Origin of the sequence: Chryseobacterium sp. B21-037, from assembly GCF_028570785.1 — a bacterium.
Lineage (GTDB): Bacteria > Bacteroidota > Bacteroidia > Flavobacteriales > Weeksellaceae > Chryseobacterium > Chryseobacterium proteolyticum.
On the sequence record NZ_JALGCB010000001.1, the window covers coordinates 2,829,575 to 2,852,568 of the forward strand.

The 22,994-nt window shown below is 36.1% G+C and carries 12 protein-coding genes; 5 read left to right on the forward strand and 7 right to left on the reverse strand.

The features are described 5' to 3' along the window. Positions 1 to 8 precede the first annotated feature (8 nt). The 3 genes from MTQ00_RS12560 to MTQ00_RS12570 form a co-directional block, all read right to left on the reverse strand. Positions 9 to 812: an AraC family transcriptional regulator gene (locus MTQ00_RS12560; RefSeq protein WP_273649439.1), complete on the reverse strand. Its 804-nt coding sequence runs from the start codon at positions 810 to 812 to the stop codon at positions 9 to 11. Positions 813 to 963: 151 nt separating this feature from the next. Then, a complete protein-coding gene (locus tag MTQ00_RS12565) occupies positions 964 to 2,391 on the reverse strand; it encodes an amino acid permease (RefSeq protein WP_273649440.1) in 1,428 nt (475 codons plus the stop codon). A 114-nt stretch (positions 2,392 to 2,505) separates the two neighbouring features. Further along, on the reverse strand, positions 2,506 to 2,799 hold the full coding sequence (locus MTQ00_RS12570; RefSeq protein ID WP_172280476.1) for a helix-turn-helix domain-containing protein: 294 nt from the start codon (positions 2,797 to 2,799) through the stop codon (positions 2,506 to 2,508). Between the two features lie 192 nt (positions 2,800 to 2,991). Here MTQ00_RS12570 and ccoN point away from each other — a divergent pair, with 192 nt between their 5' ends. From ccoN to MTQ00_RS12595, 5 genes are all read left to right on the forward strand, one after another. After that, positions 2,992 to 5,271, forward strand: coding sequence for a cytochrome-c oxidase, cbb3-type subunit I (gene ccoN / locus MTQ00_RS12575; protein ID WP_273649441.1), 2,280 nt, complete (start codon positions 2,992 to 2,994; stop codon positions 5,269 to 5,271). A 19-nt stretch (positions 5,272 to 5,290) separates the two neighbouring features. Beyond that, a complete protein-coding gene (locus tag MTQ00_RS12580) occupies positions 5,291 to 6,178 on the forward strand; it encodes a cbb3-type cytochrome c oxidase N-terminal domain-containing protein (protein ID WP_273649443.1) in 888 nt (295 codons plus the stop codon). 287 nt (positions 6,179 to 6,465) lie between these two features. Next, positions 6,466 to 11,478 (forward strand): translocation/assembly module TamB domain-containing protein, encoded by a 5,013-nt coding sequence (locus tag MTQ00_RS12585; RefSeq protein WP_273649444.1) that lies wholly within the window; start codon positions 6,466 to 6,468, stop codon positions 11,476 to 11,478. An 11-nt stretch (positions 11,479 to 11,489) separates the two neighbouring features. Next, positions 11,490 to 13,820: a translocation and assembly module lipoprotein TamL gene (tamL, locus tag MTQ00_RS12590; RefSeq protein ID WP_273649446.1), complete on the forward strand. Its 2,331-nt coding sequence runs from the start codon at positions 11,490 to 11,492 to the stop codon at positions 13,818 to 13,820. 1 nt (position 13,821) lies between these two features. Continuing rightward, positions 13,822 to 14,760, forward strand: coding sequence for a YihY/virulence factor BrkB family protein (locus MTQ00_RS12595; RefSeq protein ID WP_172280484.1), 939 nt, complete (start codon positions 13,822 to 13,824; stop codon positions 14,758 to 14,760). A 34-nt stretch (positions 14,761 to 14,794) separates the two neighbouring features. Here MTQ00_RS12595 and argS read toward each other — a convergent pair whose 3' ends face one another. The 4 genes from argS to MTQ00_RS12615 form a co-directional block, all read right to left on the reverse strand. Continuing rightward, positions 14,795 to 16,561, reverse strand: a complete 1,767-nt coding sequence (gene argS / locus MTQ00_RS12600) for an arginine--tRNA ligase (RefSeq protein ID WP_273649448.1) — start codon at positions 16,559 to 16,561, stop codon at positions 14,795 to 14,797. A 161-nt stretch (positions 16,562 to 16,722) separates the two neighbouring features. Continuing rightward, positions 16,723 to 18,150, reverse strand: coding sequence for a SusD/RagB family nutrient-binding outer membrane lipoprotein (locus MTQ00_RS12605; RefSeq protein ID WP_273649450.1), 1,428 nt, complete (start codon positions 18,148 to 18,150; stop codon positions 16,723 to 16,725). Positions 18,151 to 18,160: 10 nt separating this feature from the next. Further along, positions 18,161 to 21,184 (reverse strand): SusC/RagA family TonB-linked outer membrane protein, encoded by a 3,024-nt coding sequence (locus MTQ00_RS12610; RefSeq protein ID WP_273649452.1) that lies wholly within the window; start codon positions 21,182 to 21,184, stop codon positions 18,161 to 18,163. 381 nt (positions 21,185 to 21,565) lie between these two features. Next, positions 21,566 to 22,987: a SusD/RagB family nutrient-binding outer membrane lipoprotein gene (locus MTQ00_RS12615; protein WP_172280492.1), complete on the reverse strand. Its 1,422-nt coding sequence runs from the start codon at positions 22,985 to 22,987 to the stop codon at positions 21,566 to 21,568. Positions 22,988 to 22,994: the final 7 nt, after the last annotated feature.

A 22,994-nucleotide genomic window follows, 5' to 3' on the forward strand; every position in this document is an offset into this window, starting at 1 on the left:
GGACAACCTCATGAATACAACGGAAAATAAATGTGTGTAATAATTTCTCCTGTTGGGGACTGTGTATATTCTTCTATAACATCGGAATTATCCAGCATAAACAAAGACTCCGTCAGCCAAAATCTATAAAAAATCCTGTACGTTTCCAGAATACTATCAAAGCTTCCGTAATGGGTAAATTTGATATACTTGCCTCCAAAAATTTCTTTCTTTTGAAATCCTGATATCCCGGAAGAAATATGTGTTATACCTGCTCCGTATCTGCAGTGAGGTACGCTCGTAATAAGGGGCTGATCCCGAATAATCCCATAGGCAGAACCAGAAATTTCATTTTCATTCTCAATACTTTCCCACAGATCATTAATTTCCTGATTATTATAATCCATAGCTTTAATAAACCTACAGTATACAGAAACCGGATCTTTATATCTTATTTCATGTGGCAGATTTCCTTGGGTATTACCAATAAACTGACTAAACATTTCCTGTTTATTTTTCCTGGCTACTGCCGGTGAAATATGATATTGTTGTTTAAAAGCTTTAGAAAAGGATTGAATATTAAAATAACCAATTTGCCAGGCAATGTCAGAAATTGTATCGGTTGTATATATTAGCTTTTTATAAGCATTCTCAAGGCGGAGCCGTTTTTGAAATCCGGAAATGGTTTCATTAAAAATCCTAAAAAAGATCCTTTGGAAATTCCTATAGGAATAATGAGACATGCTCTCTATTTCATAAGCCGTGATCTCTCTGTCAAAGTTTTCCTCAATGAGGTCTACAATCTTTTGTATTTCACCAAAATGATTATGCATGAATGTATTTTATAAATTCAAATGGGTTTTTCAATTTATACAAAATGCCAGCCACATATGAATTAATAACCCTATGAATTTAGTAAAAACATCTTCACAAAAAAGGACAGATAAATATCCATCCTTTTTTATATTATTTTCTGTAAAAAAGCTAGCTGTTTTTAGGCTTGTACAATTTAAACAGTATGAAGAGGAAAATCAACCACACCGGGATCAGGATAACCTGGATCTCCATTCCTGTAATGCTCATTAAAACTAAAATAGCCAACAGGAAAAAGATGCATATGTAATTCGATACAGGATAAAATATAGAAGGAAATTTGGTTTTTGTTCCTGATTTATTTTTCTCAGTTCTAAATTTTAAATGGGTGTAACATATCATGAGCCAGTTGATGATAAGAGTGGAAACTACTAAGGCCATCAGATATTCAAATGCTTTTTCCGGAACCAGCTTGTTGATGATAATACAGATCCCAGCAAAACATGAGGAAACAAGGATTGCATTGGTAGGCACACTATTCTTATTTAATTTTGTAAGAAATTTGGGTGCATTTCCTTGTTGCGCTAATCCAAAAAGCATTCTGCTGTTACTGTAAACACTGCTGTTATAAACTGATAAAGCTGCGGTTAAAACAATCAGATTAAGAATATTTGCTATGAGAACATTAAAGTGTATTACTTTTCCAAAGATGGTAAATTCAAATCCATTCAGATTTTGGAAAACCATGACAAACGGGCTTGTTCCTTCTGTAATTTCTCTCCATGGACTTAGTGAAAAGAGAATAACCAATGCCCCCACATAAAAAATTAAAATTCTGTAAATAACCTGATTGGTAGCTTTAGGAATCGTTTTTTCCGGACTTTTAGCTTCTGCAGCAGTAATTCCAATTAATTCCAATCCTCCAAAGGAAAACATGATCATGGCCATTGCCGCAAAAAGTCCGGAATATCCATTTTCTGTTTTATTAAAAAAACCTTTTGGAAAAAATCCTCCGTCATTCCACAGATTTGAAATACTTGCCTTATCTCCTCCGGTACCACTAATCAATAAGTAAATACCAAAAACAATCATTCCTATAATTGCAACTACCTTTATAATAGAAAACCAGAATTCAGTTTCTCCGTACACTTTTACAGAGGCAAGGTTTAACGCATTAATGACGATAAAAAAGAACAAACTGGAAACCCAGAGCGGAATTTCAGGCCACCAAAAATGGATATAGTGTCCGATGGCTGTAAGTTCTGCCATACTCACCAGAATATAGAGAATCCAATAGTTCCAGCCTGAAGCAAACCCCGGAAAATTTCCCCAATATTTGTATGCAAAATGACTAAAGCTTCCGGACACAGGTTCCTGAACTACCATTTCACCAAGTTGGCGCATAATAAAAAATGCAATGATCCCTGCTAATGCATACCCTAAGATAACGGAAGGGCCGGCTAAAACAGCTGCAGGACCAATACCGAGAAAGAGACCGGTACCTATAGCTCCACCGAGAGCAATTAATTGAATATGTCTGTTGGTTAATCCCCTAACCAGATTCCCATCATTAGGTCCGGTTTTTTGTTCGTTGTTCATACAATGAATTAAGCCCTAAATATATAAAACTTTAAGAAATTTGCTTCTATAAAGCAGCATGAACATTCAAATCATTCAGTTTTAAAGAATTAAAAAGTAAAATACTCTGTTTTCTTACAGATATTCTTCCGGAACCGAAATATTATTCTTTTTCATATATTCCAAAAGAGACTGGTATTTGTCTTCATAATCATCCATTCCGCATTTATGTGAAATGCTGCAGATATCCGAAGGCTTAATTTCCAGAATCTGCGAGATTTTATTTAAGATATCCAGATTGATCTTCACTTTAGAATTCTCAATATCCGAATAAGCCTTTTGTGAAATCCCCATTTCAAAAGCCATATACTCCTGTGTCAAATCTTTAGTTCGTCTGATTTTCCTGATGTTCTGACCGCATACTTTCATTGTATTTGTTTTAGTAGTTTTTGGTATAGTTTAGAAGGATATCTACTAGCCTCTAACAAAGTTAATAAATACCTTTGGCAAAACATTATACACGTTACATGATATTTATTTCTTAATGGAATTTAGCTTCACAAATAAGAGCTGATCACTTATTAATGATAAATATTTTTCTCTACAACAACTATTGGAATTATGGAGACGCAAAAATTTAATTATGACAATACCATTGTCAGAGCATTTCTCTATGCTACTATCGCATTTGGTCTGGTCGGTTTTTTACTGGGACTTACGGCAGCACTAATGCTTTTCTACCCTGAGCTACCTGAATTTTTATTCGGAACCGATGACACAACGATTCAGAGTTTACGAAGCGGCAATATCCAGGGGCTGATCAATACACAGGGAGCAATGGGATTCGGAAGAATACGGATGCTGCATACGAGTGCCGTAATTTTTGCCTTTGTATGTAATTCATTTTTCTGTGGTGCCTATTACAGTATGCAGCGTTTACTAAAAACCAGAATGTATAGCGATACACTTTCGTGGATCCATTTCTGGTCTTGGCAGATTATGATTATCAGTGTGGTTATTACATTCCTGATGGGAATCAATACTTCAAAAGAATATGCGGAACACGAATGGCCAATTGATATATTAATTGCTTTCTCATGGATCATTTTTGGGTTCAATATGTTTGGAACCATTGCCAAAAGACGGGTACGACACCTTTATGTAGCCATCTGGTTTTATATTGCTACATGGATTGCTGTTGCCATGCTTCATATTTTTAATAACTTAGAAGTTCCGTTATCTTTCACAAGCTGGAAATCTTATTCTGTATATTCAGGAGTAAAAGATGCCCTTGTCCAGTGGTGGTATGGTCACAATGCAGTAGCATTCGTATTAACAACTCCGGTTTTAGGACTGATGTATTATTTCATGCCTAAGGCTGCTAACCGTCCTGTATTCTCATATAAACTGTCTATTATCCATTTCTGGTCTCTGATATTTGTCTACCTGTGGGCAGGTCCTCACCACCTTCAGTATACGGCACTTCCTGCATGGGCACAGGCAGTAGGAACCGGGTTCTCTATCATGCTTATCGCTCCGTCATGGGGAGGAATGCTTAACGGTCTTCTTACTTTAAGAGGAGCATGGGATAAAGTAAGAGAAAATCCTATCCTTAAGTTCTTTGTAGTCGCTGTGACCTGTTACGGAATGGCAACATTTGAAGGACCGCTTTTAGCCACAAAATCTTTAAATAAAATCGGACATTACACGGACTGGGTAATCGGGCACGTACATTTAGGTGCATTGGGATGGAATGGTTTTATGGCATTTGGAGTTATTTATTATCTGATTCCAATTATGTGGAGAACGGAACTCTGGTCTAAAAAACTGGCTAACTGGCACTTCTGGCTGGGGACTTTAGGAATTATTTTCTATGCAGTACCAATGTATATTTCAGGATTTACTCAAGGTTTGATGTGGAAACAATTCAACCCGGACGGAACCCTATTGTGGAAGAACTGGCTGGATACGGTAACTGCAATCATTCCTTATTTCAAAATGAGATTTATTGGAGGTATCCTTTACCTTTCCGGCGCCATATTAATGGTTGTGAATGTTATTAAGACCATTAAGGCCGGATCATTCCAAAGAGAAGTTCCTGCAGAAGCTCCTGCTTTAGCAAATATCGGAAGCCAGAGAAAGGAAGGTGAAGGCGCTCACCTTTGGCTTGAAAGAACACCAAAATTACTTTCTATATTGGCTTTCATTGTAATTTCAGTTGGCGGATTGGTAGAAATAGTCCCTACCCTTACCATTAAGAGCAATTTACCACAGATTACGGCAGTAAAACCTTATTCTCCTTTGGAGCTGGAAGGTAGGGATCTCTATATCCGTGAGGGATGTAATTCATGTCATTCCCAAATGATCAGGCCTTTCCGTGATGAGGTAATGAGATTTGACGGTAAAAACGGGCAATACTCTAAAGCAGGTGAGTTCGTGTATGACAGACCGTTTTTATGGGGTTCAAAAAGAACAGGACCTGATCTCCACCGGGAGGGAAGCCGAAACCCTGACTCATGGCATTTCAAACATATGTACAATCCAAGAATTACATCTGCAGGATCCATTATGCCTCGTTTTCCATGGCTGATCACCAACAAACTTGACCGCTCTGAAATGATCAGCAAGATGGAACTGATGAAAAATACTTTTGACATCCCTTACACAAAAGCGGAAATAGATTCGGCAAACCAATGGGCAGATCATCAGTCCCAGGCTATTGTAAAAAGAATTTATTCGGAGGCAACAGACGTAAGAGACCAGGTTCAGAAAGATAAAGCAGCAAAAGGCTCTGCCTTTATCCCGCTTGAACAGAGAGAAATTATAGCAATGATAGCCTATCTCCAGAGATTAGGTACTGATATTAAAACCACGGACATTAAAACAGCAAGTGCGGATTAATTATTAAATACATGTAAAAATGAAAACACGGACACCCATTTCTATATACATCATTGTAACCGTAGCATTAACAGTTATGGCATTCGAAATGTTTGCTCACGATTCCGGTTATTTCAGTTCCCCATTCTTCTGGGCATTATTACTGATTGCCACCATTCTCCTTTTGATCATGAACTCGATTGGAGATCTGGTGGAAAATGAAAAATTCAGCAGATTGAGTTCGTATGAAAAACAAGAATACCTTAGGGATAAAAGTACTCCTTATTTTCAGAAACTCTGGAATTCTGCTTTTAAAAAGCAATCACAAACTGAGGAAAAAGACATTCTCATCGATCATGGTTTCGACGGAATTACGGAACTGGATAATTCATTACCCAAATGGTGGATCGGACTATTTTATTTCGGAATTATTTTCTGTGCTGTTTATATGCTGGCTTTCGCCTTTACTGATTATGCACATCCGGATGCAGAATATGATAAAGAGACTAAAGTAATGCTGGCTTCCATTGAAGAATACGAAAAAAATGCTCCCACCATTAATCTGGAAACAGCAAAATACAGCGCTGATAACATCGCAGAAGGTGAGCAACTTTTTAAAACCAATTGTGTAACCTGCCATGGTGATGGTGGCAGAGGAGGTATTGGTCCCAATTTAACGGATACATACTGGATCAATATTAAAGAAAAAAGCCTGTTTAAAAATGTTTTCTGGATGCTTGAGAATGGTTCACCGAACAATCCAGCTATGAGGCCATTTATTAAAGAAGGGACAATTACCGGAAGGGATGCTGAAAAAATTGCCGCTTATGTTTATCACATCAATCAGGAAACCACACCCATTACTGTTACTCAGGGTGGCGCTGCATCCCAAGGTGAAGAAGTAAAATGGGAGAATAATAATCAGTAAAAATATAAACTAAACTTTTCAACTATGTCTCGCCCCCTTTTGAAAACTAACTAACATTATATTATTTTCGATACCTTTTTCATACTTGAAAATAAACAAAAGGGGGCTTTTTTAAAGAAAAAAATCAATCCTTGCTTTGGCTGTTGTCTCAATTATTCACTTCACTTCGACACAACTAAAATTCCATAAATGGCAGCCAAGGCAGGATTTTTGCATTCTCCAGAGGGTACCACACCAGGTAATTTTTTAAATAGTATTAATTATCTTTGTTCTAAACCCTATCACATTTGAAACTGAAAATCAATAAAAGAAAACTCCTAAGACGCACTGCCATTACCATTATATCGATATTGGTATTTCTTACCTTACTTATTTTAAGCTTGAGACTTCCGGCAGTTCAAAACTTCATCAAAGACAAACTTATTGTTTATCTTGAGAAAAAAATCAAAACAAAAGTAAGCCTTGAAAGGGTCTATATAGGTTTCCCTAACAGCCTGGTTATGGAAAATCTTTATTTAAAGGGGCAGAATATTGATACACTTCTTGCTGTAAAGAAACTCGATGTAGGCCTGAACATGCTTAAACTTATTAATTCTACAGCAGATATTACTTCTGTTGATCTTGAAGGGGTACAGGCCAACGTGGTAAGAAAAAAAGACGGAAAATTCAATTTTGATTATATTATCGATGCCTTTGCCACTTCTGATAAAGAAGAAAGTCCTTCGAAACCGTTTATTATTTCATTGGATAAAATCAAATTAAAAGATATCGGGGTTACTTTTAATGACCAGCAATCCCGAAACGATATTAAATTATATTTTAAATCTTTTGACACCAGGGTAAAAACTTTTGATTTAAATAAAAATAGCTACGCCGTTAATGATATCAACCTCGATGGACTGAAGCTCAAATTAAAGCAGGATATTGTAGAAGAGGTTTCAAAAAAAGTTGAAAAGAAAGTAGATTCTCTTAACCAGAAAAAATCAATGAGTATTGGATTAAGAGGAATTAAGCTGACAAATTTTGATATAGATTATGGGGATGACAATACCAAAACCTTTGCAAAAATTGTATTTAAAGAATTAAGTACTAAGGTCAATAAGCTGGATCTTGATAACAACTCTTACAACGTAGCCAATCTGTTTCTTTCCGGAGCAGATATTAATGCCAATCTTTATCTGCCGGCTCAAAACGCCAATCCCAAAAACTCAAAAGAAGAGCCTAAGCCTTCTGCGAATGCTGAAAAAGCAATGAAAATACTTTTGGGGAAGATGGTTTTGAACGATGTGAAAGTAGCATACAATAATACCGCGATTACTCCTACAAAGCAGGGAATGGATTTTAACCATCTTAATTTTTCAAAAATGAATGTGGAGGTCCGTAGTTTCAAGATGGAAAACAATACGTTTGCAGGAACTGTAAGCTCTGCGGAAATTAAGGAAAGTCGTGGGCTGGATATACAGAAATTCAATACAGATTTTGTATATGGTGAAAGACAGGCCTATCTGAAAGACCTCTATTTGCAGACTTCAAAAACAATTCTAAGGGATGAGGTTGTTTTGGAGTATAATTCAATCGAACAACTCAGTTCAAACCTAGGCGCAGTAAAAATATCAGCTAACATTAAAGATTCCAAAGTAGGATTTGCCGATATTTTAAATCTGGTTCCAACTTTAAGGACAACGGTTCCGTTTAATAAATATCCTAATGCAATACTTGCAGTTAATGCAAATGTAAAAGGAAATGTAAATGATCTGCTGATCCAGAATTTTAAATTATCAGGGCTTGATCAACTAAGGGTTTCGGCATCAGGAAGAATTAAAAACGCAATGAATCCCGATCAGTTATATTATGATCTGAAAATTGGCGAACTGTCATCTTCTGCAAAAACAATCTTTAACCTGGTACCTAAAAATACTATTCCATCAAATATTTCCCTTCCATCAAATTTCAGCATCAAAGGGGCAGCGAAAGGAACCACGAAGATGGTTGATACCAACCTCAACCTGTATTCCACTCTCGGAAATGCTGCAGTTATTGCCAAGGTGGATATGCGCAGAAAAAATCAGGAACTCTATGATGTAAAGGCTAATTTGCAGGGAATACAGGTGGGAAAAATTATACAGAATAAGGACATTGGCTCGGTTACAGCACAAATCTCTGCAAAAGGAGAAAGTTTTGACTTCAAAAAAGCAAAAGCAGATCTTAAAGGACATGTTGCTTCAGCAACCTACAAAGGATACCAGTACCGAGATATGAACCTGACCGGAAAAATTGATAATGGAGCTTATAATATCCTATTGGATTCTAATGATCCTAATGCCAACCTGAAATTAACAGCCTCGGGAATATATAATGAAAAAAATCCTACGGTAAAGGTTAATGGAAATATTATCAAAGTAGATCTCAATAAACTAGGCTTCTACGATAAACAAATGATTATCGGTGGAAAAATAGAGGGTGACTTTACGAATCTGGATCCGGATCATCTTAATGGTTATCTGAATCTCCAAAATTTCGCGTTCTCGGATACCAAAGAAGTTTATCCTGTTCAGGAAGTAACGCTGAAAGCAAGTTCGGCAAATGATTCAACAAGCATTGTCCTCAATTCTCAGATTGCTGATGTCGAGCTCAAAGGAAAATACAGGTTAACGCAGATCTTCGGATCTTTGGCTCAGACCATTAACCAGTATTACCAGTTTCAGAAACCTGATAAATCTCAAAAGATCGATGCAGGGCAATATTTTACCTTTAATGCAAAAATTAAAAATGATGATCTGATCAGAAAGTTTGTTCCGGATCTTAAAAGTTTTGAAACAATCAATTTAGCTGGAAATTATAATGCTGACTCCCATAAAATTGAAATCGACGGACAAATTCCTCAATTACTATATGGTGAAAACTCCATTGAAAATGCCTCACTTAAAGTAACGAATGAAAACGAAGCCCTGCAATATAATTTGAATGTTGCCGGATTGAAAAGCTCAAGTTTTGCTTTAAATAAAATAAATATTGGCGGAGATATTTCTGACAACACTATTAATTATAACATCACGACCAAAGATCAGAAAGATGTGACGCAATTCCTGATAGCCGGAAATGCCAAATCACTGAATGACATTACAGAAATCTCGTTAAATCCAAACGGCCTCAAATTAAATTATAATGACTGGACCGTTGCGGAAGGAAATAAAATACAGATCAGTAGCAAAGGAATTGTAGCAGATAACTTCAGACTTTCCAACACGGGAAGCGAAATTTCCCTTCAGTCCGAAAGCACATCTCCTAACAGCCCTTTAAATATTTCATTAAAGGATTTCAAGATAGAAACAATCACAGAGATCGTTAAAAAGGATTCTCTACTGGCGAAGGGAACGATCAACGGTACAGCTCAGTTAAGGGATCTTACAAAGGACATGACATTTACCTCAGACCTCAACGTTTCTGATCTTTATGTATTTGGAAATCCAATCGGGAACCTTGCTGTAAAGGTTAACAGTACTTCACCTAAGCTTTTAAATGCCAATATCGCATTATCAGGCAATGATAATGATGTAAAGATCATTGGAGATTATAATACATCATCAAGCACATTTGATTTAGACATGGCTATCAATAAGCTTCAGATGAAAAGTGCCCAAGGCTTCTCAATGAATGCCATTACCAATACGGAAGGATACCTTTCCGGAAATCTTAAGATTACAGGAAGTACGGATAAGCCTAATATCCTCGGTAAGGTAAAATTTAATAATGTTGGGCTTGAGATAGCAAAGACGGGAAGTGATTTCAGAAAACTGAATGATGAGATCGATTTTACCAGCCGTGGAATTGAGTTCAATCAATTTAAAGTGAATGATAAGGATGGAAATGCACTTGTCGTAGACGGGCAGGTCCTTACACAAACCTATAGAGACTTCGGCTTCAATCTTGATGTAAACGCTAAAGATTTTAAGGTTGTAAGTTCTGAAAAATCCAATGATGCCATGATGTACGGGATTCTTGCTATCGACGCAGGACTGCATATCCGTGGTAATCTGGATCTTCCGAAAGTAGATGGAAGATTAGCCGTGGCGGATAATACTGATTTTACATTTGTCCTTCCTCAATCCAGCCCGTCATTGCAGGAAAGAGATGGAATCGTGGAGTTTGTAGATCAGGATCAGGTGGTTTTAAACAAAACAATCAAAGCTGACTCTTTGAAAGCTCAGAGCCGCATTAAAGGCATGGATGTAAGTGTCAATATCGAAGTAAGTAAAGAAGCAAAAATGTCAATTGTTATTGATAAGGCCAATGGTGATTTTGTAAAACTGCAGGGAGAGGCGGAACTCACCGGAGGCATTGATCCATCCGGAAAAACTACCCTTGTGGGTGTTTATCAGGTGGAAAAAGGATCTTATGAGCTTTCTGTAAGTGTACTTAAGAGAAAATTTGATATTCAGAAAGGGAGTACCATTACCTGGACAGGAGAGCCTACTGCAGCCATTATGGATATTACGGCCATTTATAAAACCGAAACGGCTCCGATTGACCTAGTTGAGCAACAATTCACGGGCGATGCTGCTACATTGAATCAATTCAAACAAAGAATTCCTTTCAATACGTTGTTAAAAATGAAAGGTGAATTACTGAAACCACAGATTACATTTGACATCACTACAGATAAGAAAAATAATGCTGTTTCATCTACTGTAACTGATGCAGTTGATCAGAAACTTACCCAGCTCAGAACCCAGGAATCGGAAATGAATAAACAGGTCTTCGCTTTGTTATTATTGAACCGTTTTATTGGAGAGAATCCATTCCAAAGCAGCGCAGGAATGTCTGCGGAAGCAATGGCAAGACAAAGTGTAAGTAAAATCCTTTCGCAGCAACTGAATAACCTGGCTTCAGGACTTATTAAAGGAGTTGATCTGAATTTTGGGCTGGAATCTTCCGAAGATTATTCTACCGGGCAGAAAAATACAAGAACCGACCTCAACGTAGATATTAGTAAAAAGCTACTAAACGATCGTCTTAAAGTAACGGTGGGAAGCAATTTTGGCCTGGAAGGTGATGCCAGACAAAATGAGAACACAACCAATATCGCAGGAAATGTTACTGTGGATTACAGTCTTTCCAAAGATGGCAGATATATGCTGAGGGCTTATCGTAAAGATGAATATCAGGTAGCCCTGCAAGGACAAATTATTGAAACAGGTGTCGGTTTTATTATTACATTGGATTATGACCGATTCCGGGATATTTTCAGGAAATCAAAACAGGACAAACCAAAAAAGAAAATAAAAATAACCAAGTGGTAGAGTTTAAATAAATGGGAAATACATTCAAAATATATCTTACATCTTTATGTGCATCGGGATTCGCTGCCATTTCATTTTCGTGTAGCAATACAAAGTTTCTGAAGGAAGGACAAATGCTATACACCCGTGGTGAAGTAAAAATTGAAAATGATACCATCTCCAAAAAAGAGAAAAAAGAACTTCAGGCCGCTTTGGAAGAAAATCTGGTTCCCAAACCTAATTCAACCATTCTGGGTCTACGACCTAGGTTATATTTTTATAATATTGCCAGAGAACCTAAAAAAGAAAAAGGATTCAATTACTGGCTTAAATATAAGGTGGGTGAGAAACCTGTATTATTAGGAGACGTTGACCGTGAATTCAATAAAGACATTATTGTTAATTACTCAGAGAATAAAGGATATTTTAATGCTAAAGCCACTTATGATACCATTTCCAAGAACAAGAAAGCAAAAGTCATTTATACGTTAAAACCAGGAGCCCAATATCTGATCAGCAACGTAAAATTTCAAAAAGATTCTACTCTGGTTAATCGCGAAATTCAAAATTTAAAAGATAAAAGCTTACTGAAAAGTGGAAACCCATTCGATCTTGGTGTTATTAAGTCGGAACGTGACAGGATTGATAACGGATTGAAGGAAAAAGGATTTTATTATTTTCATCCTGATAATATTATTGTTCAGGCAGACAGTACAGTAGCCAAAAATCATAAGGTTGAGCTTAATGTAAAATTAAAAGATGATACACCTGAACTTGCAACACAACAGTTCGGTATCGATAAGGTTATTGTATTCCCCAATTATAATCTTCAGGATGTAAAGCAAGGAAAATACAGTGTCCCTATGAATCCGGATTCACTATCAAAATATGTTTATGATGATATCTACGTTATAGATCCGCAGCATAAATTCAAACCTAAGATCTTTGACAGAGCATTATATTTTAAAAAAGGAGATCTTTATAACCGGACAAATCATAACCTTTCATTAAACAGGCTGATTAGTTTAGGGGTTTTTAAGTTTGTGAAAAATGAGTTTATCGTTTCGGATTCTTTGCAACACAAATTTGATGCATATTACCTGTTAACACCTCGGGAAGTACAATCTTTACGCCTTGAGGCTTTAGGGAGAACCAATTCAGCAAGCTACGCGGGTAGTGAGCTCAACTTAAACTGGACCCACAGAAATTTTTTCAAAGGTGCTGAACAATTCAAAGCATCTGTATACGGAGCATTTGATGTACAGATGGGAGGGCAATCCGAAGCTAAGAATATGTATCGGGCGGGAGCCAATGTACAGTTGTCAATTCCTAGAATTGTCGCTCCTTTCCGCTTTAATTCTTCGAGTGCTTTTGTTCCAAGAACAAATATCAGTTTAGGATATGAATTCCAGAACCGTACGCAATATTACACATTGAACAACTTTACAGCATCTTTCGGCTATGTATGGAAGGAAAATGCTCGCAAAGAACATGATCTGAAAGTGATTGATATTACGTTGGTTTCCCCTGCCAATGTCACTGAATTATATAACACAGAGAGTGACAATTATCCTTATTTAAAAAGAGTGGTTGAAAAACAACTTATTTTTGGTCCTACCTACTCTTACACTTATACTAATACAATGTTGCCAAAAGCCAATACTATCTACTATAAAGGTACGCTAGATTTGGCGGGAAACATTACAGGTTTAGTTACCGGAGCTAATGCTAAAAAGGGTAAGCAAAAAGAAATCTTCGGTGTGCCATTCAGCCAATATGTAAAGATGGAAAATGATTTTAGATTCTATCACAAGTTCTCCGAGAAAACCAATTTTGCATCAAGAATTATTGCAGGTATAGCCTATCCTTACGGAAACTCACAGGAAATTCCATTTTCCAGACAGTTTTTTGTGGGAGGAAGTAACAGTATCAGAGCATTTAGGGCGAGAACTCTAGGTCCTGGTAGTTATGATCCAAGGAATTTAAACTCGAATTTTGCATTCGATCAGTCTGGGGATATTAAACTGGAGATGAATGCTGAGTATCGGGCTAATCTTTATAAGTTTCTAAATGTTGCAGCATTTGTAGACGCGGGAAATGTGTGGTTAATTAATGACAAAAAAAATCAGAGACCAGGAGGAAAATTCTCCAAAGATTTTTTAAGCGAAATAGCTGTAGGTGCAGGAGTTGGCCTAAGACTTGATTTCTCTATTTTAATTCTAAGGCTCGATTTAGCAATGCCGATACGTGTTCCTTATTATGAAAAGGGGGACCGATGGACTTTTAACAGAATTAATTTCGGGGACAGCAGCTGGAGAAAAGATAATCTTGTATTAAATATAGCAATCGGATATCCATTTTAATATGATCAATAATATAAAATTTTTCTGGGAAGTTTTAAAAGAAACGTTTAGTGAATGGAATAGTTCAACCGCATCAAGGGATTCGGCAAGCTTAGCTTATTACGCTATTTTTTCAATCCCGGGACTATTAATTATTATTATCTGGATAGCCGGAAACTTTTTTGGTGAAGAAGCCATCCGCGGGCAGATCAGTACTCAAATCAGCGGATTAATGGGGGAAGATGTTGCTAAAAGTGTAGAAAATATGATTGCCGGAGCATTGATCGATAAGCAGAATATTTTCATGAAAGCAGTGGGGATCGGTTCTTTGGTTTTTGGTTCTACTACTTTATTTTTTCAGCTGCAACATTCGTTAAACACTCTTTGGGATGTTCAATCAGCGCCCAAAAAAGCATTGATCAAATTCCTTCTTGATAGAGCGAACTCACTTGGAATGATCCTTATTCTTGGATTTTTATTAATGATCACGATGATTCTTTCATCAGCGATTAGCCTTTTTAATACATGGATCACCAATTATTTCGGGTTCGAGACGTATATGCTGGTTGAACTGGTCAATTTTGCCGTTGGCTTTGCACTCGTTATGCTTCTATTTGCTTTGATGTTCAAATTTCTCCCGGATGTACAGATCAGCTGGAAACCCGTATGGAAAGGTGCAATTTTAACAACTATTTTATTTACATTGGGTAAATTTTTATTAAGCCTGTACTTCAGTAATTTCAAACCGACTTCGACCTTTGGAACGGCAGGAACCGTGATCCTTATTATGATGTGGATTAATTATTCCTGTATGTTGATATTTTTCGGAGCTGAATTCACTAAAGTATACTCTTACAAAAAAGGCTATAAAATTGTTCCTTCCAAACATGCCAAATGGAGTGATGCAAAATTATATGAAGACAGTCACAGAGATGTATCAAAACAAAACCAACAAACTTAATAAAAAAGCCTCCCGAATCCGGAAGGCTTATATTTTACATTCTGTTTACGGTTCCTATTCCCAGTAACCCTAAAGATTTTTTTATAGTTTTTGCCGTCAGATCAGATAAATTTAAACGGGTTTGTTTTAAATCTCCTTCTTCAAGTTTTACAATCGGTGTACTTTGATTCTGATAAAATGAATTATAAGATTTTACCAAATCGTAAACATAATTAGCGACAAGAGCAGGACTTAATGCCTCGGCAGCTCTTTCTACAATAGTTTTATAATTCGCCAGTAACATGATTAGCTCTTTTTCAAATTCATTCAGCTCTACTGCAGAAGCTTCTTTATATTCATAGTTAGCTTTTGACAATAAGGACTGAATACGGGCATATGTATACTGAATGAATGGTCCCGTGTTTCCATTGAAATCAACACTATCCGCCGGATTAAATAGCATTTTTTTCTTTGGATCTACTTTAAGCATAAAATACTTCAATGCACCTAACCCAACAGTTTCATAAGAAGATTCTTTTTCTTGATCCGAAAGCGTTTCAAGTTTTCCTAATTCCTGAGCCTTTGATTTAGCTGTTTCGTACATTTCCTGCATCAGATCATCAGCATCCACTACAGTTCCTTCACGGGATTTCATTTTTCCTTCCGGAAGTTCCACCATTCCATATGATAAGTGGAACAGCTGATCAGCCCACACATAACCCAGTTTTTTCAATATCTTGAACAACACCTGGAAGTGATAATCCTGCTCATTCCCTACAGTATAAATTAGTTTCTGAATATCATTCTGCTTGAATCGTTCTACTGCGGTTCCCAAATCCTGAGTCATATAAACTGATGTTCCATCCGAACGCAATAAAAGCTTTTGATCCAATCCCTCATCCGTCAAGTCACACCAAACCGATCCGTCTTCTTTCTGATACAAAATCCCTTTATCAAGTCCTTCCTGAATAAGATCTTTACCTAAAATATAAGTATTGCTTTCGTATTGAACCTGGTCAAAATCAACTCCCAATCTTTTATAGGTTTCATTAAAACCTTTATAAACCCAGCTGTTCATTTCTGCCCATAAACTTCTTACCTTCTCATCACCATTTTCCCAATCCTGCAACATTTTTTGAGCTTCTTTCATCAAAGGAGCTTCTTTTTTAGCCTGATCCTCTCCTATTCCCTGTTCTACAAGATCAGAGATTTCTTTTTTATAGTTTTTATCAAATTCTACATAATAGTTTCCAACGAACTTATCTCCCTTGGTATGAGTGGTCTCAGGAGTTTCTCCATTTCCAAATTTTTCCCAAGCCAGCATTGATTTACAAATATGGATTCCCCTGTCATTAATGATCTGCGACTTGATCACATCATATCCGGCCTCCTTTAAAATCTGGGCCACAGAAAACCCTAACAAATTATTTCTGATATGCCCCAGGTGAAGAGGTTTATTGGTGTTTGGCGAAGAATATTCTACCATAACTGTAGCATTTTTCTTATCAATATTTGAAAAGTCTTCACTTATTGATTTGAACTGATCTACAAAGAATTGGTTTTTAACCTTTACGTTCAAAAATCCTTTAATAACGTTAAAGCTTTCAAACAAGTCGGTCTGTGCAGTAAGTGATTCTCCCAATTCTACTCCGATACTTTCAGGATTTTTTTTCAACTGCTTTACCAATGGAAAAGTGACAATTGTAAAATCTCCCTCATATTCAGTTTTATTTTCCTGAACTTCAAGGTTGATATCTTTCAATTGATATACATTCAAAATGACCTCCGAAAGTTTTTCCTCTATTATATCTTTAATATTCATGTAATTATTTTTATTTTTCCGCTATAATACTAGCTGTAACAAATCATGAGCAAATGAAACACTTCTGAGGTGATTCATTTCAAAATTTTGAAGTACAAATATACGGAAATAAAAAAACCGCCCGAAGGCGGCCTAACATGAATGTGAAATATATTAAGGTGTTAAAATTTATCCCAGAATAACTTTGTTTGTAACTGATCTCCTCCAATTGCAGCTGCTGCCTGATTATAATTACTTCCATTCAAAGTAGTTTCACGTACAGGATAAGTAAACCTGTTTGGCACAGGTGCTTTTGTTGCTGCAGGTAATCTTAAAGCAGGAGCATCATATTTTCTCCATACAGTCCAAGCTTCGAATCCTCTATTATACATCGCAATCCAGAATTGCTTACCAATTTTTTGCTTCCATGTGCCAGATGCTGTAGCATAATTTACATTAGCCTTAGCAAGATAAGCCGCTATATCCACAGAATCTATGCCCCAGTACTGCATATTTGCAGTAATCGCTTGTGTATAATAAGCCGCTGCAGGTAAAGGGACATTATAGCCTCTCTCTTTCGCTTCAGCAAGTAGAAATGAGATTTCGGAATAATCCATTAAATCTCCTTTAAGGTCAGGATTAAAAAAAACTTTCCCGATATGGCTGTAATCTGTATAGGTATTAAAACTTCCATAAATACCTCCAACATAAGGAGTTTTATTATTGTCAAAAAATACATTCCTTCTTGGGTCCTGTAAATCATTTAGGTAGTCTACCAAGGTATCCGCAGGAACAAAGTCCTGTCTTCCGCTTAAAACCAGATCAGCATACAATGGATTAGCATTAGCAATATTACTTTCGTACCTTAGAATAAAGTTATCCTGATTAGAAGAGATGAGCCCCTGTGTGAAAGCGGCTTCTGCTTCTGTCTTTGATAATGAAGGATCGGCATCTGCTATTCTCATAGCAAGTTTGAATCTTATTGAAGCAGCTAATTTTTTCCATTTGGTATGGTCTCCATCAAAAACAAAATCTTTTTCAAAACCAGTCGACTTAGGATCAATATCGCTATAAGCTTTTGTTATCTTTAATAACAGGTCTTTATAAATAGTAAAAGCATCATCATAAGCAGGCAAAGTTCCTTCTACCCCTTGTAATGCTTGTGAGTAAGGAACATTTCCAAATAGATCAACCAATTGCTGCCACGTATAAACCTCAATGATTGAAATGTAGGCAGTCTGATTTTTTTTCTGTCCCAATGTAAGTTTAGGATCTTTATTAATAGATTCCTTGGCTTGCTTTAAATTATAAAGAACTTTAGTATAAAGAATGTTCCAATGATTATCCGGAATACTTCTGTTTCTTATACTATAATTGGTTTCATCAACATATTGAGTCTGTGTCCATTGCTGAGCAAACAACCGGAATACATTTCGATTAACATTGGTATTACCCATTTGATCAAAAAGGCTTTTCACCCCATTTGTAAAAAGAAAACTCCCGGGAACTTCTGCTGGATTTTTCGGATCTTTATTTAAATTTTCGTAGTCTTCATTAGTACATGAAAACAGGGATAAGCTTAAGAATGAGCCTATAATTATTTTTTTCATTTTCTTAACTTTAAAATTCAACTTTTATACTTGCACCAATTTCTCTCATAGATGGATGTGCTCCATTTTGAAAACCTAATGCATTTCCTGAACTCATTAAGGCTTCGGGATCGGCGTACGGTAAATTCTTATGAATAATCCATAGATTCCGTCCAATTAAAGAAAGTGTCATGCTGTCAATGAAAGAATTTCCAAAAGTTTCTTTAGGTAATTTATAGGAAATTGTTACATTTCTAAGTTTTACAAATGAGCCATCATAAACATGCATTGCCTCTGGTCCACCATAGTAGCCATATGGATTTCTATAGTTTGTAAAGCCAGCCCTTATATCATTAGGTATTCCGTCAGCCTTCACTCCTGGCAAAATAACTCCACCTCCATTTGCAAGAGTATTTCTTAAAGGATTACCCAGATCATTAAGTCCTGCTGTTTCTTTGTACAATCCTGTAGCAAGACCAAACGCCATATCTTGCGAATACACATCACCTCCCTTCTTCACATCAATTAAAAAGCTTAAACTTAAATTTTTATACCGGATTGTATTGATAATACTTCCTCTCCAATCCGGCACTGCATCACCAATTTTTTCTTGTGGATTTGTGCTTATCATATATTTACCATTACTATCAACTACACGTTGCCCATTTAGGTAAACATAATTAGTTCCTCTGATAGTCCCAGTAGATTCTCCCAACATTGCTCCGGAAGTAACATTCCACATTGAAGCAAATGGTAAGAAATCTGTTTCTCCATAAATCTTAGTAACCTTTGATTTGTTTTTAGACCAGTTGGCAGTAACTTCCCAGGAAAATTTAGTAGTTTTTATTGGGACAACAGTTAACCTTGTTTCAATACCTCTGTTTTGAATATCACCTGCATTTATCCATCTGCTTGTAAAACCTGATGCTCCTGAAATATTGGTTGGGGTAATCAGATCCTTGGTTTTCTGTTGGTAAACCGAAACATCAAAACTTATTCTATTTTTAAAGAAACCCATTTCTAAACCTGCTTCCATCTCATCCAGCATTTCAGGTTTTAGATTTGGATTTGCCGCTACATCTCTTGCACTTGCATTGAAAGAACCGTTAAATGCAGGATTAAAAGCATAAGTATTTAATAAATTATAAGGTCCTGTATCATTCCCTACCACTGCATAATTTAATCGAACTTTACCAAAGCTAATTTTATTTTTACTAGCTAAAAGTTCAGAAAAAACAAAGCTTACAGAACCGGAAGGATACCAGTATGTATTGTTACTAATCGGCAAGGTTGATGATCTATCTCTTCTAATAGATCCGTCTAAGAATAACATATTTTTATATCCTAAACTAGCCTGGGCAAAGATTCCGTCAACACTTTTATTTTCATCGAAATCGCCAACATTCACTTCTGTCAAGGGCTCCGCACTGTTTGTGATAGAATATAACCCAGGCACCTTTAGGCCTCCATTGGTTAGTCCTGAATTACCATACCTTCCGTTTCTTCTAAGATTAAAACCTACATTTCCATTCAGGCTAAAATCTGCTCCCAAATTTTTATTAATGTTTAAAATAGCATCATAATTCATTTCATAAACCTTGTGGGTCATAAAATAATATTCACCTTTACCTCCGTTACTGCGACGCCCCTGATTAGATGAACCGGTTGCTACTCTTTCCTGCCTAAGCTCGTCGAAAGTATCAAATGCATATCTTCCCATAAAACTTATCCAATCAGTAATCTTATAGTTAAATCCAAAGTTTCCGAAATATCTATTTCTTGTATCTGACTGATAATTCTGGTTTCTATTAAAGAAATAATTATCCGTATATCCTACTTCTTGCTTTGTATAATCTTTAATATTCCAGGTTATATTTTGACCTGTAAGGTTGTAGGCTTCTCTTTGCTTATCCATGTCTACAGACATATTCCACCATTGCCTGAATCCCTGCATAGGATTTCTGGATTCATATCCTGTGTATACTCTTCCCCTTCCGTTAGTATTTATATAATTTATATTACCAAAAATATTAAGCTTCTCTGTAAAATTATAGTCCGCGGAAAAGTCAATTGTATTTTTTCTTATTTCGCTATTATCCAAAGCTCCCTCTTGTAGAAAATTGGTATACCCCAATCTATATTTTCCTTTTTCATTTCCTGCAGAAAAGGCAATGGAATTTTGATATGTTGCTGCAGTATTCCAGATCGAATTAGGATCTTTGCCTGCTACCCAGGGAGTAGTCTTAAGATATCCCGGTAATTGAGGATATTGGGAATCCCAATTATAAACATAAAGATTAGGATCAAAACGGGTTCCGAAAGAAGCATCATCATAGGTGTAAACAATATTATTCTCCACAACACCATTCCCTTTAATGTCACCACTATAAAAAGAATTCCCTGTATAGCCACCACCATATTCATGTTGATACTTTGGAAGTGTAGACTTATCCACAAATCCTAAAGTTGTTGAGCTGTTAAATTCTATTCCAATTTTTCTGCTCTTTCTTCCCTTTTTTGTCGTAATCATGACCACACCATTCATCCCCCTTGATCCGTACAAAGCACTTGCCGCCGCACCTTTCAATACATTGACACTTTCAATATCATTAGCATTAAGATCTGCTAATCCATTGGAATAATCGTACCCTCCACCTCCGGAGCCAATCCCACCTTGATTAAATGTTTCATTGTTAATTGGTGTTCCATCAATTACAATTAATGCCTGATTACTTGAGGTTAATGATTTAATGCCTCGTATAACCATATTGGTGGATCCTCCCATTGTGCCAGACTGAGTAATGTTTAAACCTGCAACTTGTCCTGCTAATGCATCTGAGACATTAGCTACAGGTACTGCGGAAATCTGGTCTCCCTTCACTTCCTGTGTTGAATATCCTAAGGATTTTTTCTCTCTTTTAATTCCAAGAGCGGTAACAACAACTCCTTCAATGTTTTGTGTTCTTACTGTATCACTTTTCCCTTTTTGTGCATATGAAACAGCTAGGGATGAAGACAATACAAGTAAGAGAACACCAGCAGTAGTTTTCTTCATATATAATTAATTTTTTAGCCTCACAAATTTGTTAAACTTTAATTAACAAGACAAAAGAAAACGACACAAAATTACCGATTACTCAAAAACTATGAAATTAATCCATTATTTTGTTAATATTTTAAACCAAAAATTAGCAAATAAATAAATATAAGTAAGCTAAAAATTAGCATATCCCTGTAAAAAAGAATATCAAATTGGATATATACATTACAAAAAGAGCGAAAATTAACATCTTTTATTTTAAAATAGTTATAATCTGACAATATGATTTACATCTTGTATGTTCATTGCTATTAATTGGTAAAAAACGAAATGGCCGGGATAAATCCCGACCATTTTGACACAAAGTACTGTTTAATATGAATCTTAAATATATTATTAAAACTTGTCCCAGAATAATTTTGTAGTTGCTTTATCGCCACCAATTTTATTCGCAGCTGCCTTCACATTTGCACCGTTTAATACATATTCCTGATCGGAATAAGGCATTCTGTATGGTACAGAAGACAAGTTTGATTTTGGAGGGTTCACAAGAATTGGATTATCTAAGCGTCTTGTAAAGTTCCAACTGGCAAATCCTTTATTAAACATGGCAATCCATGCCTGAACTCCAATCGATTGCTTCCAGTTAGCCGCATTGTAAGGATTAGTTGCCAGATATGTTGCTATATTAGCAGTACTAACACCATTCTCTCTTAAAGATTCTGTAACAGCAGCTGTATAAAGATCTACTGCTGTACCCCCAGCTGAATAATTTCTGGCAGCTGCTTCCGCTTTAAGAAAAGCAACTTCTGCATAGCTCAATAAATTCGACGAAGCAGTTGCAGATCTAAAATAGGGACCTAATTGAGAAAAATTAGTATATGGATCATTTAACTCACCAAAAACACCTCCTTTATAAGCACCTGCAACTTTTGTAAACCATACATCCATTCTTGGATCTGATAAGTTTTTCATCGTATTCACTACCAATTCGCTAGGTAAGAAGTCATTTCTGTTGGAAGCCACTAAATTATCAAATACGGGATTTGAAAAAGTATTTCCATCATATTTAAACTTGTAGGCTTCATCATCTGAAGAAATAACACCACTAGCAATTGCAGATTCAACCGTAGTTTTTGATAATGTAGGATCAACATCTGCTAAATTCATCCCTAATCTTAGTTTAATAGAATTAGCAAATTTTTTCCATTTGGCCATGTTACCTCCGTAAACCAGATCAGCATAACCAGTAGATGCAGGCTTTATGGTAGCTGTAACAGCATCGATTCTGTTAATCAAATCAAGATAAATTGTTTTCGCGTCATCATATTTCGGAGTTAGAATTTCATCAGGCTTAAATGCTTCTGAATAAGGAACATCACCATATGTATCCACCAAATTTTCCCAGATAAAAATCTCTTCAATTTCCAGCGTTGCTAGTTTATTTGTTCTGATATCGTCTGTCTCCACCTCGTTTTTCAGATTCAATTTTGCTTGTCTCAGGTTATTAATACTGTAAACATACATCCTATTAAAATGGTTACGAGGCTGATTACGAGTCACTAAATTATACTGAGTTTCATCTGGATATTGAGTTTCAGCCCACTGCTGTGTAAAAAATCTGTAATTATTAAAATTTACACTTGGATTATCCATATAGTAGGAAGACTGATACATTGCAGTAGCTAGCAAATTATCAGATGGAAGAACTGAAGGATGCTTAGGATCATCGTTAAGAGACGTTAAATCACTTTGACATGAACTTAAAGTCAACCCAATACATACAGATACCAAACCTAGTTTTATAATATTTTTCATTTGTAAA

Coding starts and splice junctions, on each gene's coding strand:
- MTQ00_RS12595 (WP_172280484.1), top strand. CDS start 13,822: ATGATCAATAATATAAAATTTTTCTGGGAAGTTTTAAAAGAAACGTTT.
- MTQ00_RS12610 (WP_273649452.1), bottom strand. CDS start 21,184: ATGAAGAAAACTACTGCTGGTGTTCTCTTACTTGTATTGTCTTCATCC.
- MTQ00_RS12570 (WP_172280476.1), bottom strand. CDS start 2,799: ATGAAAGTATGCGGTCAGAACATCAGGAAAATCAGACGAACTAAAGAT.
- ccoN (WP_273649441.1), top strand. CDS start 2,992: ATGGAGACGCAAAAATTTAATTATGACAATACCATTGTCAGAGCATTT.
- MTQ00_RS12615 (WP_172280492.1), bottom strand. CDS start 22,987: ATGAAAAATATTATAAAACTAGGTTTGGTATCTGTATGTATTGGGTTG.
- argS (WP_273649448.1), bottom strand. CDS start 16,561: ATGAATATTAAAGATATAATAGAGGAAAAACTTTCGGAGGTCATTTTG.
- tamL (WP_273649446.1), top strand. CDS start 11,490: ATGGGAAATACATTCAAAATATATCTTACATCTTTATGTGCATCGGGA.
- MTQ00_RS12605 (WP_273649450.1), bottom strand. CDS start 18,150: ATGAAAAAAATAATTATAGGCTCATTCTTAAGCTTATCCCTGTTTTCA.
- MTQ00_RS12565 (WP_273649440.1), bottom strand. CDS start 2,391: ATGAACAACGAACAAAAAACCGGACCTAATGATGGGAATCTGGTTAGG.
- MTQ00_RS12560 (WP_273649439.1), bottom strand. CDS start 812: ATGCATAATCATTTTGGTGAAATACAAAAGATTGTAGACCTCATTGAG.
- MTQ00_RS12580 (WP_273649443.1), top strand. CDS start 5,291: ATGAAAACACGGACACCCATTTCTATATACATCATTGTAACCGTAGCA.